8 protein-coding genes are annotated in these 12,623 nt (G+C 65.5%); 3 read left to right on the top strand and 5 right to left on the bottom strand.

The window, feature by feature from the left end:
• Nucleotides 1-289: 289 nt before the first annotated feature.
• A complete protein-coding gene (locus tag RRX38_RS04040; protein ID WP_315961638.1) occupies nucleotides 290-1,312 on the bottom strand; it encodes a zinc-dependent alcohol dehydrogenase family protein in 1,023 nt (340 codons plus the stop codon).
• A 309-nt stretch (nucleotides 1,313-1,621) separates the two neighbouring features.
• On the opposite strand from RRX38_RS04040, the gene RRX38_RS04035 reads away from it, so the two are divergent.
• Entirely contained in the window at nucleotides 1,622-2,536 is a 915-nt protein-coding gene (locus RRX38_RS04035) for a LysR family transcriptional regulator (protein ID WP_295475468.1), read from the top strand.
• 147 nt (nucleotides 2,537-2,683) lie between these two features.
• On the opposite strand, the gene RRX38_RS04030 is transcribed toward RRX38_RS04035, so the two are convergent.
• Genes RRX38_RS04030 through hflK (RRX38_RS04015) form a run of 4 tightly spaced genes read right to left on the bottom strand, consistent with a single transcriptional unit; the run spans nucleotide 2,684 to nucleotide 8,702 of the window.
• The gene (locus tag RRX38_RS04030; protein ID WP_315961637.1) at nucleotides 2,684-4,639 is read right to left on the bottom strand and encodes a cation-translocating P-type ATPase; all 1,956 of its coding nucleotides are present in this window, start codon (nucleotides 4,637-4,639) and stop codon (nucleotides 2,684-2,686) included.
• A gap of 37 nt (nucleotides 4,640-4,676) precedes the next feature.
• On the bottom strand, nucleotides 4,677-5,702 hold the full coding sequence (hflK, locus tag RRX38_RS04025) for a protease modulator HflK (protein WP_295475474.1): 1,026 nt from the start codon (nucleotides 5,700-5,702) through the stop codon (nucleotides 4,677-4,679).
• Complete coding sequence (locus RRX38_RS04020; RefSeq protein WP_315961636.1) at nucleotides 5,695-6,738, bottom strand: protease modulator HflC; 1,044 nt, start codon at nucleotides 6,736-6,738, stop codon at nucleotides 5,695-5,697. The genes hflK (RRX38_RS04025) and RRX38_RS04020 overlap by 8 nt, the downstream gene beginning before the upstream one ends.
• Nucleotides 6,735-8,702, bottom strand: coding sequence for a protease modulator HflK (gene hflK, locus RRX38_RS04015; protein ID WP_410524865.1), 1,968 nt, complete (start codon nucleotides 8,700-8,702; stop codon nucleotides 6,735-6,737). The genes RRX38_RS04020 and hflK (RRX38_RS04015) overlap by 4 nt, the downstream gene beginning before the upstream one ends.
• A gap of 543 nt (nucleotides 8,703-9,245) precedes the next feature.
• On the opposite strand from hflK (RRX38_RS04015), the gene RRX38_RS04010 reads away from it, so the two are divergent.
• Nucleotides 9,246-10,937, top strand: a complete 1,692-nt coding sequence (locus RRX38_RS04010; RefSeq protein WP_315961634.1) for a molecular chaperone HscC — start codon at nucleotides 9,246-9,248, stop codon at nucleotides 10,935-10,937.
• Nucleotides 10,938-10,945: 8 nt separating this feature from the next.
• Nucleotides 10,946-12,622 carry a DnaJ domain-containing protein gene (locus tag RRX38_RS04005; protein ID WP_315961633.1) on the top strand — a complete coding sequence of 559 codons (1,677 nt, stop codon included), beginning with the start codon at nucleotides 10,946-10,948 and terminating at the stop codon, nucleotides 12,620-12,622.
• The last annotated feature ends 1 nt before the right edge of the window (nucleotide 12,623 follow it).

Here is a 12,623-nt window from a genome sequence, read left to right as displayed (position 1 = left end):
GTGCTTTGTGCTGCGTACCTGGCCCGGCATCGCCCCAGCCCTTGGCACGGCGCCCCGCAGCGCCTCTTCGTATCAGACTGAAGCAGACCGGACATACCGGGTCAGATAATGCTTGGCGCGTGCTGGAGTTTCATATGTTTATCGGCACGACAAAACGTCAGACATGCGCCTAATCGAGTAGCGAACACTCCTACAAATACACGCTATTACTTGTAGGAAGTTTGAAAAACAAAGAACCCGGTCGTTGTCAGCGACCGGGTTCCTGGTGAGCAGGGCGAATCGGTAGGGGTCAGGTGACCGGCAGCTCCAGTACGGCGCGGCCGCCGATCGGGCAACCGTCCATATAACGGTGCGCCTGGGCGACCTGCTCGAATGCGAATGGCTTGATCGCCAGGGGCTGCAGCACGCCGTCGCCGGTCAGCTGGTTGATATCACGCAGGGCACGCTGCAGTGCTTCGTTGTCCTGATCGATACCCAACTGCGGCTTGCCGGTGAAGTTGCCCAGGCAGTGCAGGTAGAACTGGATGTTCTTCTGGAACGCCGCGCAAGCCGGGAACGGGGTCTGGTTGCCGCCCTGCAGGCCGTAGAGGATCAGGCTGCCACGTGGCGCCAGCACGTCGCCCATCAGCGACATCTGTGGGCCACCCATGCCGTCGCAGACCACGTCCACACCGCGACTGTCGGTGTACTTGTTGATCGCCATGAGCAGGTCCTGCTCTTCGGTCACCACTACCTTGTCGGCGCCCAGGCCCAGCAGGTAGTCGCGGGCGTCCTCAGTCTTGGTCGCCGCGATCACCTTGGCCCCCAGGGCCTTGCCCAACTGCACGAAGCAGGGGCCGGCGCAATGACTGGCGTCGGTGATCAGGACGGTCTGGCCCGGCTTGATGCGCGCCAGGTCGACATAAGCGAAATAGGCAACCAGCAACGGGGTGTAGTGGACACTGGCCTGCGCCGGGGTCAGCACGTCGGGGTAACGCGTCAGCGCATTGCGCGGCATGACGATGACTTCGCCATACACCGGATGCTGATTGGGGTCAGCAGCGGGGAAGCTGGCCACCCGGTCACCCACGGCCAGATCATCGACGCCGTCGCCGACCGCCGTGACCACACCGGCCATCTCATGCCCGATGCCGGCAGGCAAGCGCGCCAGCGTGCTGGCCAGATTCTGCCGCCAGAGAACGTCATACCAGCTCACGCCGATGGCATGGACACGCACCTGCACCTCGCCGGGCGCAGGCAACGCATCCGGGTGCTCTTCGATCTTGAGCACCTCGGCCGGGCCGAACTGGTGGAAACGGATCATGCGGGACATTTAGAACCTCGCCTTTTGTATCAGGATGCCCTGCACTTTATCGGGGCTTTCCCGGCAGGACCAGTCAGTGGCCATTAATAGTCGACATGTCTGTCATTGATTCGTCAGGGTGTGGTGCGGTTCCGCCCTACCCTCGAAAGGAGGCCATTGTGGCATTCACATGCCACAATGCAACCGTCTGCTGCCAGGGTCCTTTGCGCCACGGGCAACAATCGACGGCTACACCCCGGACCGATTTGCCCGTACTATGCCCACCTGCCTCGCCCAAGCCCTGGCGAGCGCCTCGATACAAGGCCCGAGTCCTCACGTATGAACCGCAACGACCTGCGTCGCGTCGACCTCAACCTGCTGATCGTCTTCGAAACCCTGATGCATGAGCGCAGCGTGACCCGTGCCGCCGAGAAGCTGTTCCTCGGCCAGCCGGCGATCAGCGCCGCCCTGTCACGCTTGCGTGGCCTGTTCGACGACCCGCTGTTCGTGCGCACCGGGCGCAGCATGGAACCCACCGCCCGGGCCTCGGAAATCTTCGCCCTGCTCTCCCCGGCCCTGGACTCTATCTCCACGGCCGTGAGCCGCGCCGCCGAGTTCGACCCGGCGACCAGCAATGCGGTATTCCGTATAGGCCTGTCCGACGAGGTCGAATTCGCCCTGCTGCCCTCGCTGCTCAAGCGCCTGCGCTCCGAAGCACCAGGCATCGTGCTGGTGATCCGCCGAGTCAACTACATCCTCATGCCCGCCCTGCTGGCCTCGGGCGAAATCTCCGTGGGGGTCAGCTACACCAGCGACCTGCCCGCCAATGCCAAGCGCAAGGTGCTGCGCCGCAGCCGCCCACGACTGCTGCGCGCCGACACCGTGCCCGGCCCGCTGAGCCTCGACGACTTCTGCAACCGCCCGCACGCCTTGGTGTCCTTCGCCGGCGACCTGTCGGGATTCATCGACGAACACCTGGAAAAGATCGGTCGCAAACGCCACGTGGTGCTCGCCGTACCGCAGTTCAATGGCCTCTCGACCCTGCTGGCCGGCACCGACATCCTCGCCACCGTCCCCGACTACGCCGCCGAAGTGCTTACCGCCAGCGGCGGCGTACGCGCCGAAGACCTGCCACTGGAATCGCAGACCTTCGAACTGCACATGGCCTGGCGCGGCGCCCAGGACAACGACCCGGCGGAGCGCTGGTTGCGCTCGCGGATTCAGATGTTCTTCGGGGATCCCGATAGTCTCTGATCGGATTGGCGATAGGTGTTCAGTGAAACCTGAGTATTTGGACAGCAAGCGCATCGTGCCGCTGCCAAAGCGAGTGCTCAGCTACTGAGCCAGCCCCCTGAAGCAGCCCAATCACGGGAGGTTTCGCGATGCGAGCAGTGAGCTGCCTCACGACACCGGTACCTCGTCCCTTTCATCGTAGCGCAGCAGCCGACCGGCATTGCCGAGCACCAGCAAGGTACTGAGGTTGTGCAACAGCGCCGCGATCATCGCGCCGGCCGCACCCAACAGCCCGAATGCCGCCGCCAGCATGATTCCCACCGTCCAGCCGAGGCCGATCAGCACATTCCATTGCAGAGTCCGCCGACACAGGCGGCTGAGACGCACACCGGTGGCCAGGCGGCGCAGGTCACCATTGATCAGTACGATGTCCGCCGCAGCCATGGCGATGTCGGTTCCGCCCGCACCGATGGCGACACCCACGACGCCCGCCTTGAGCGCCAGCGAGTCGTTGATGCCGTCGCCCACCACCATCGGCCTGAAACCGGCCTGGATTTCCTGATTGACCTGCTTGAGCTTGTCTTCCGGCAACGCCTGGGCGACCACATGGGTGATGCCCACCTGGCTCGCCACCCACTGCGCCACGCTGCGTCGGTCGCCGGTCAGCAGCAACTGCCGGCGCAGCCCCAGCTCGCGCAGTTGCGCCAACGCTTCAGGCGCTTCCCGGCGTACATTGTCGGCCAGCAGCAGCCAGGCGAGAAAACGTCCGTGCAGTGCCAGGCCAACGATCGGGCCATCGTGCTCCGGCACCGCCGGCAAGGCGATATCCAGCTTCTCAAATAGCTCCGCACGCCCCAGCGCGGCCTGGCCTTGTTCGGTCGAAGCAACCACACCGAAACCTTGCATCTCGTGCAATTCGGCAAGCGCAAGGTGCTGGTCGCGGGGAACGGACTTGGCCAAGGCGCGACTGACCGGGTGGCTGCTCGCCGTGCCCAGGCTGGCAGCCAGGCGCAGCACCTGGTGCTCCGCCACCTCGGTCTGGCTGCTCACGATCTGTTGCAGGTGCAGTGCCCCTTGGGTCAGGGTGCCGGTTTTGTCGATCACCAGCGACGACAGGTCGGCCAGCTCTTCGAGAAACGCAGAGCCACGAATCAGAATGCCATGCCGCGCCGCAACGGCGACCCCGGCAATGGCTGTGGCCGGGGCTGAGAGCACCAGTGCGCACGGACAAGCCGCCACCAGCACGGCCAGCATGGCCTGGGCATCGCCGGTGATGAACCAGGTGGCCGCCGCGATCATCAGCACCAGCAGCAGGTAACGCCCGGCGTAGCGTTCGAGCAGCCGGGTGATGGGGGGCTTGGCCTGCTCTGCGCGGCGCATCAGGGCAATCACCTTGCCCAGCGCGGAGTCCTCGCCGGTGGCGGTCACCTCGATGCGCAGCAAGCCATCGAGGTTGATTGCGCCTGCATGCACAGGCGCACCCGGCGCGACCTCCTGCGGCAAGGACTCCCCGGTGATGGGCGCGGTATCGAGGCTGGCCTGGCCTTCGAGGACACGACCATCGGCCGGCACCCGGTCACCGGCTCGTACCTCTACCCGGTCCCCCGCCTTGAGGCTGGCGTTGTCGACCTCGCTCACCTCGCCGTTGGCACCGATCAGCCGCGCCTGGCTGCGTGTGAGGCGGCCTAGGGCGTCGATGGCTTCCTGCGAGCCCAGCATGCTGCGCTCTTCGAGCACGTGCCCGAAGATCATGATGATCGGCAACAAGGCGGCGGTGGTCAGGTCGCCAATGGCCCAGGCGCCGAGCATGGCCAGCGCGATCAACTGGTCGGTGACGCCATGCAGGCTCGGTTGCTTGAGGCTGTGCCACGCCGAGCCCAGCACCGGTACGGCCACCAGCAACGACGCAGCGCCCAACAGCAACTGCGCCACGCCTTCCTGGTCTGGGGCCAGGCTTTGCCAGGCCAAGCCCAGCGCCAGCAGCCCGAGGGCGACCATAGCCAAGGTCAACTGGCGTGCGGCCTGCCGGCGCTCGTCCCGAGACAGCAGACCCGAGGTGAGATGGACATGGCCATGATGGTGATGACCGTGGTGGTGATGACCGTGCTGATGGTGGGCGCTCATCGTCCGGGGTTCCAGGTGCAGGGGCCAGAATAGGCGTTCATGGTTTGGGGCCTTGCAGGATCAAATGCCCGCTGTCCTCGGGATTGACCGTGGTGACAGAGCCCGCACGGGACAGGATGGCGGGCACCCGTTCGCGATACAGCCGCAGCATCAGGCCAGGGTCCTGCTGCTGTGCCAGGCCGACGATGGTGCTGGTGGCGGCACTGGCTTGCGCCAGCCGTTCACGCGCCTGGGCCTGCGCGACCTGGACGGTGCGCTCGGCATTCTGGGTGGCCTGCTGCAGTCGTTGCGCGGCCTCGTTGCGGGCGCTCGCAACCGCTTGCTCGGCGCGCTGGCTGGCGGTGAGCACGGCATTGAAAGCGCTGACCGCCGAGGGCGGCAGCGAAGATTGCACATCGACCCGTACCACCGTGATGCCCAGGTCGGCGCCTGCCGCCTTGAGCGCCGCCAGGCTGCGGTTGATGCCCTGTTGCAAGTCGCCACGCAGACGCTCACGGCGCTCGGCAATCTGCGCATCGGCGCCTACCAGTTCAGGCCGCGCGACCAGAATCGCATCCATGTCTCGGGATGCGCAGACCTGAACGGCATTGCGCTCGACCAGGCGATCCAGCGCCGGATCCACATGGACGCCCTGACGGGCAAAGGCAAACGGCTCGACGACCTGGTAGAACACCCGCACCTCAAGCTGCACGATGCCTGCTTCGGCCGTGAGCAGGTAACCGGACCCGGCCGTCGCGTCGCTGGCCGGCACAAGCCCCAAGTCCGCCTTATGTGCGAAGTCCGAGCGCAACAACAGCTCCACCTTGCGCTCGGTCACCCGACCATCCGAAGGCAGCATCACCACCTGTTCGAACGGACGTGGCCAAGCCAGTAGCAGGCCAGCATTCTGGATACGCTGCTCGGCCCCCAGCCTGAGCACCACGGCCCGGCTTTCCGGCCCTACCGAACGGACATTGCCGAACAACCAGCCCAGCGCGGCGAGCACGGTCACCGCGTACAGGGCGATGAAACCGATCCGCGCCGACTGCAGCCAGGGGCCGGCAGGCTGGCGCGGGCTAGTCATGGCCTTGACCTGCTTCGCGGCTCAGCGACGCCGGCGGGTTGGGTCCGTCGACCAGCGCCCGGAACGGTGCCGCATCGGTGCGCAGCACCAGGCGAGTGTCGGGCGTCACGATGGTGCCCAGGGTGTCCAGCGAGCGCAGCAGCTTGTAAAGCTCAGGCGCGCTGGCGTAGGCCTTGCCGTAGATCTGCGCCGCCTCCACCTGGGACTGTGCCTGGATCTGCGCCGCCTTCACGGTGGCGTCGGCTTCGAGAATTCGCGCATCCCGTTCGGCCGCCGAACGGATCTCGGCCGCCTTGCGCTTGCCTTCGGCGGTGCGCTCGGTGGCGATCGTCTCGCGCTCGGCGCGCATGCGGTCGACGGTGGCTTCCAAGGTCACCTTGGGCAGGGTGAGGCGTTCGATCCCTACCTGAACCACCTTGATGCCATAGGTCTGGGCCAACTGATCGGCAATTTGCGCCTGCAACCGCTGTTCGAAGGCCTCGATGCGCACGCGTCCGGGGTCGACATTGACCAGGTCCGCCAATTCGAAGCCGCTGGTGGTGGTTTCCAGCGCCGAGCCCACCAGTGTGCGGATCTGCCGCGCCGCCTCGTCCGGCTGGTTCTGCACTGCGCGCATGAAGCGCTGGATATCTTGCGGGTCCGGCGACACCTGCCAGGCGATGTAGGCCTGCACGATGATGCGCAGGCCGTCGCGGGTGCCGACATCGTGCAATCCACTGGAGGTGGTGCGCAGGCGCAGGTCGACCGGCACCGCCACCTCGAACGGCTGCGGCCAGCGCCAGGCCAGGCCTGGTTCTAGCAACACCCGTGACGGGTTGCCGAAGCGGGTGATGACCATGGCCTCGCCCATACGCACTTGGACGAAACAGGCCACTGCCGCCAACAGCAGCATCAGCAGCACGGCCCCGAGGATCCGCGGCCAGGCCGGTCGCGCTGGCCCGTCGTGATCGCTGTCATGGTCATGGTCGTGATCATGGTCATGCACGCAGTCATGGGCCGCAGGGTCATCGTGAGCGTGAGAGGCGTGGGGGCTCAAGGGGTGCGCTCCTGGTTGTGTTTCGAGGTAGCCGGATCGACTGGCGCGGCGAAGGTGCGCAGGTCAAGGGTCGGGGCCTGTCCGGCACTGATGCGGTGGTCGATGATCAAAGCCTTGCTGTTGCTCAGGCCTTCGCGCAACCGCGCAAGGTACTGTTCCAGCACGAACGCCGCCCCGGCCTGTCGCCAGGCAGACCGCTCGGCGTTGAAGCCAAGTTCTGCGGCCTGGGCCTTGGCGAGGGCTTCGTGGGCGCTGCCAGCGGCCTGGTCGACCAGCAGCGCGGCATTCTGGCGGGCCTGGCCGGTCTGCTCGGCGGCCTGACCGCGATCACGGGCGATCAGTGCCTGCGCGGTGATCTGCGCCGCCTGCACGCCATGGTAGGCATTCGCCGCGCCAGCGGGTGGGTGAATGGCCTCCACGGAAGTGGCCAGGATCTGCACGCCGCTGTCCAGCCGGTCGAGGTCAGCCTGCACAGCCTTGCCGATGTCACGGCTGAGGGCCTCGCGCTCTGAGCCGAGCACGCCGTCCAATGTCCGGTTGGCGAAATCATGCAGCAGTACGCGGTTGGCCAGGCTGCGTACCAACTGCGCGACTTCAGCGCTGTGGTAGGTCGCCGCCAGGGCGGAGGCATCGTCCAGGCCAATGCGGTAAATGAAGCGCACATCCATGTTGACGATCTGGAAGCTCTGCCGGTCGTCATCGCTGCCGGCGATCACCTGGGCGTTGTCGCTGGCATGGGTTGCGTCCCACAAGCGGTTGGCCGACATCGGCGCCTCCCCTTCAGCACCGGCCATTGGGTCGGCCAGCATCTCGCGACCAGAGGTCGCCAGCTCGTGGATGACACCATTCTCCACCGCCAGCACCCGTCCGAACGGCCAGGGCAAGCCGACATGCAACCCCGGCGGATAAACCTGCACCGGCTTGCCGAATCGCTCATAGATACCGCGCCCCTCCAGCGGCACCTGCACCACCCCGCTCAGCAGCCAGCCGACCAGCGCCACCAGCGCGGCCACGGGTAGCAGCGCCCGGCGCATGAAACCGAAAGCCCAGACCTGCTGCAGGTCGATACCGAAGCGCTGCTGCAACTCGCCCTGCAGTGCGGCCAACGGCCTCGGCGGCCATTGCAACATGCCCCCCATCAGGCTACGCGCCACCAGGGCGGGCTCCTGCTCCGCCCGTTGCGGCCGGAATGCCGCGACCAGCGCACGCACCAGGAACTCCACCGCCAACAGGCCAGGCAGTATGCCGATCAGCACGGCCAGACGGGCCGGCCACAACCGCGCGCCATCGGCAAAAAACAGGCAGAGAATCGACAGCACCTGGACCAGAATCACCACGCGGACCACTGTCGCCAAGGCAACCGCCTCCGGCCAGTCCGCCTCGCTGGCCGAGGCCAGGTGCCTTTCGACGATCAGCAGCGCAAGTGCCAGTGCCAGCAAGACGCCCACTGCCACCCAGCTTGCCTGAGTGGCAGCGGCCGGTGCCGGCAGGTCGAAACGCCAACTGCCCATGACCAGTGCCAGCGCCAACACCGACCAGCCCGACAGCCACAACACGTCATGGCCGATCGACCGCGAGCACCTGGCCAGTGCATCACCGGTGCGCGCCAACCAACGGTCGAAGGCACTGAGGGGCTGGTCTTCGTCCTGCATCTGGCCGGTGTTTCGCCAGAAGGCCAGGCGCAGGGGCTGCTGCCCCTGTGCCTCGACCCGCCACTTGACAATGAACCAGGCTGAGTGCCCCGCGGCCGCCAGCAACAACAGTGCGGCGGCATTCACTCGTAACAGGGGGACCCAGTGGGCATCGGGTGAAAAGAGCTCAACCAGCAGCGCCAGCAGCCATAACCCGCCAGCACCAGCCAGTGCCAATCGACACAGACGGACCAAGTGCCTTGCCTGCTCGGGCGCTTGCAGAAAGCGAGGCTTGCTGTGTAGATCCGGGGTATCCAGGACTGTACTCACCATGACTCCAGGTACTCGGAATGCGAAGACGTATTGTTGTCGGGCCGCGGTGCGCCGACCCGTCAAGACTGGTTTATCTGGGAAAACTCCGAAGAAGTTGCCTTGAACGCGCAGTGAGCAGCGTTTCGACGCCGGCAGAGCGGTTTCCACCCCTCAATCTGACTCATGGGCAAGGCTTGTGAGATTGGTTGAGCGGGAGGCTATTTCAGCACAGCTCAGACGGCCTTAGCTGACGATTTCATGAACGACCATCAAATGATGTCACTTCGAAACCAAGGATCTGTTCAGTGAGTCTCCGGCAACACCACAAATGCCCACCTGCTCAAACATCCATAGCCCGTCCAAGGCAACTGGTTTAGCAGTCACCTAGCCCACCCACTCCCGGCACGCTGGTTCCATGCCCTTACCCCGTTGGGCACGTTCGAGCGGCATTTCGACCTTGCAAGGACTGGTTCGGGGGCGAGCCGAAATGTTTTCCCCGTTCTGGATACTCTCTGCGTCTTCGTGGTCATATCGCCTGGCATTCGATACACACAAGGAACGACCATGATCATCGGCATCGACCTGGGCACCACCAACAGCCTGGTGGCGGTATGGAGCGGCGAAACCGCCAAGCTGATTCCCAATGCGCTGGGCAAGGTACTCACCCCCAGCGTGGTCGGGCTCGACGACAACGGGCATCTGATCGTCGGCGACGTCGCCCGCGAGCGCCTGCAGACCCACCCGCAGGTCACTGCCTCGCTGTTCAAGCGGCACATGGGCAGTGCCCATGAAACCCTGCTGGGTCACCGCCCCTATCGGGCCGAAGAGCTGTCTGCCCTGTTGTTGCGCAGCCTCAAGGAAGACGCCGAACGCTACCTAGGTGAGCCGGTCACCGAAGCGGTGATCAGCGTGCCGGCCTATTTCAGCGATGCGCAGCGCAAGGCCACGCGAGTGGCCGGCGAACTGGCGGGGCTGAAGGTCGAGAAGCTGATCAACGAGCCGACTGCCGCAGCCCTGGCCTACGGTCTGCATCACAAGGAAGAAGCGACGTTCCTGGTCTTCGACCTGGGCGGCGGGACCTTCGACGTGTCGGTGCTAGAACTGTTCGAAGGCGTCATGGAAGTGCGCGCCAGTGCTGGCGACAACTTCCTGGGTGGCGAAGACTTCGATGACCTGCTGGCCGAGCATTTCCGCGCTTCGCCGCAGGCCCAGGGCCTGCCGAACGCCAGCGACGGCAGCATGGCGCAGCGCCTGCGTCGTGAAGCGCAGCGCGTACGCCATGCCTTGGGCCAGCAGCTACAGGCCACCTTTACGGTGCGCGAAGACGAGCGCGAATGGGCGCTGACCATCACGCAGAACGATCTGGCCCGCCTCGCGCAACCCCTCCTGGAGCGCCTGCGTGCGCCGATCGAACGTGCCTTGCGCGATGCGCGCATCAAGGCCGCCGACCTCGACGAAGTACTGCTCGTGGGTGGTACCACGCGTATGCCACTGGTGCGCCGGCTGGTCGCCAGCCTGTTCGGGCGCATTCCGGCCATGCAGCTCAACCCTGACGAGGTGGTGGCTCAGGGGGCGGCCATCCAGGCGGCCCTCAAGGCCCGCCATGCCTCGCTCGAAGAGGTGGTGCTCACCGATGTCTGCCCCTACACCCTGGGCATCGAAACCACTTCCGGTGATGACCTGCGCCGCGACTACGGGCTGTACCTGCCGATCATCGAACGCAACAGCGTGGTGCCGGTCAGCCGGGTGCAGACCGTATACACCGTCGACGACGGGCAAACGAAGGTGAAGGTGCGCATCTTCCAGGGCGAGAGCCGACTGGTGAAAAACAATATTTTCCTGGGCGAACTTGAAGTACCTGTGCCGCCCCGCCCTGCCGGTGAAGTCAGCCTCGAAGTGCGCTTCACCTACGACATCAACGGCCTGCTCGAAGCCCAGGTGCACATCCCGCTGACCGACGAGCGCCGCACGCTGGTGATCGAGAACAATCCCGGCGTGCTGAGCGCCGAGGAAATCGCCCAACGCCTGGAAAGCCTCGCCGCGCTGAAGGTGCACCCACGCGACCAGCAGGTCAACACGGTGCTGATGGCACGCATGGAGCGCTTGTATCAGGAAAGCCTGGGTGACACGCGCCAGTACGTTGCCGACCTGGCCCGGCAGTTCCAGCATGAGCTGGAGCGCCAGGATGAACGAGCGATCCGCGAGGCCCGTGTGCTGCTGACCGAGCGCCTCGACCGTCTTGAGCAGCGACTCTGAGGCCGGCCATGGATTGGGAAATACTGGGCGTTGCCGCAGACGCCGATGAACGCCAGATCAAGCGCGCCTATGCCCGCCTGCTGAAAACCCACCGCCCTGACGAAGACCCACAGGCCTTCCAGCGCCTGCGCGAAGCCTACGAGCGCGCCCTGGACCAGGCACGTTGGCGTGCCGAACACGGCGATTTCGAGGAGTCCGAGACGTTCTTCGACAAGGATGCCGGGTACGAGCAATCCTTCGTGCCCCCAGCCGCAGAAACCGCGCTTGGCGGCATGGATGGCGAGACGGACCCGGCCTGGCTGTACGAGGCACAAGGCGGCGACTCCGAAGCGCACCCTGCTGCCGGACTGCCGCTCACCCAGAGCGTGCCGTCGAGGCTGGAGGAACTCGACTCGCGCCCGCCACTGCGCATCGAGAGCCTGTTCAGCGGCGGCCTCGACGAAGGACTGGCACAAGCGCAGGCTGCCGGGCTCGAAGCGTCGTTCCAGAAACACCTGCTGCAGCGTCTGCTGCACCAGGCAGACGACGAAGCGCTGGACTGGGCGCATCGCTACCTGGGCTGGCTGACGGCAAGACAGCCCGAATACCTGCCGTATGCAGAGATGGAAATCCTCGCGCAGCGGCTGGCCAGCCGCGCCCTGCGCCACGCTCACCAGGCGCTGCATGCTCAGCAGGAAGAACAGGCCCTGTACAGCCTGCACCGCGCACTGAGCAGTGAATGGTTGCAACCACTGGACCGCCGTGATCGATTCAAGGCGCAGATGCTGGAGCTGCTGGAAAACCACGCGCACTGGACGCCGACATTCTTCGAACAGCTCTGCACGCTGGCCGGCTGGGACGAAATCCAGGGCTACCTGCCTTGCAGTGCAGAGCGATGGGCCGATGTCCAGCGCCGCTATGAAAGCGCTCGACTGGAGGCTGAGTTGCGCCAACTGCTGGCTCGCCCGCCCGAGGACGCCCGACACAACGCGGCGTGGTTCCTGCTGGCCGACCTAACGCCCGGCCAGCGCCGCCAGTGGGCGGATCGCTTCATCTCGGAAGACTGGGAGGCGTGCGCAGAACTCGCGCACCACATCCACGACGACCCGTCACTGCCCGAGCGCCTGCAACACCGCTATGTTGCCGACTGGCAGGCCTGGCGACCCAAGGGTCACTGGGGCTGGGCGCGCATCTACCTGTGGGGCATGCTCTGGCTGTGTCTGTACCTGGTCTTGAAGCTGGATGCGCACGGGAACGACGAGCGTTTCTGGATCATCTTGCCCGCGACGGCCGTAATGGCTTACGTGCTGGTCTGGATCATGACCTGGGTGGGTATCTTCTGGTCGAAGGTCGCCGAGGGGCTGGTACAGACCGACGTGATATTGAGCATGCGCCTGCTGCCAAGGGGGCTGGTACGCGACGGCAATGGCGTGCTTCTGCTGCGCCATCTGCTGCCCTGCCTGGCACCGGCGGCACTGGTGTTCGCCTGGGGCCAGACCCATGCGCCGCTCGGTGTGGTGATGGGGCTGCTCACCCTGGCTGGCGGCATCCGCTTCGTCGACGTGGTGACCCGTGGTGACTCCCCGGCAGCCTGGATTCAGCATGGCTGGGCGTGGGTGTTACGCCATGCCGGCAAGGCCAAGCGACCGCTGCTCTTCGCGGCCGGCTTTGCGCTGCTGGCGGCGATCCGCTGGCTGCTCCCATGAC

The organism is Pseudomonas sp. DTU_2021_1001937_2_SI_NGA_ILE_001, assembly GCF_032463525.1.
Taxonomy (GTDB): Bacteria; Pseudomonadota; Gammaproteobacteria; order Pseudomonadales; family Pseudomonadaceae; genus Aquipseudomonas.
The sequence above is the reverse complement of the archived record's forward strand: the minus strand, read 5'-3'. Positions and strand labels throughout refer to the sequence as shown.

Coding starts and splice junctions, on each gene's coding strand:
- RRX38_RS04030 (WP_315961637.1), bottom strand. CDS start 4,639: ATGAGCGCCCACCATCAGCACGGTCATCACCACCACGGTCATCACCAT.
- RRX38_RS04005 (WP_315961633.1), top strand. CDS start 10,946: ATGGATTGGGAAATACTGGGCGTTGCCGCAGACGCCGATGAACGCCAG.
- hflK (WP_295475474.1), bottom strand. CDS start 5,702: ATGACTAGCCCGCGCCAGCCTGCCGGCCCCTGGCTGCAGTCGGCGCGG.
- RRX38_RS04010 (WP_315961634.1), top strand. CDS start 9,246: ATGATCATCGGCATCGACCTGGGCACCACCAACAGCCTGGTGGCGGTA.
- RRX38_RS04040 (WP_315961638.1), bottom strand. CDS start 1,312: ATGTCCCGCATGATCCGTTTCCACCAGTTCGGCCCGGCCGAGGTGCTC.
- RRX38_RS04035 (WP_295475468.1), top strand. CDS start 1,622: ATGAACCGCAACGACCTGCGTCGCGTCGACCTCAACCTGCTGATCGTC.
- hflK (WP_410524865.1), bottom strand. CDS start 8,702: ATGGTGAGTACAGTCCTGGATACCCCGGATCTACACAGCAAGCCTCGC.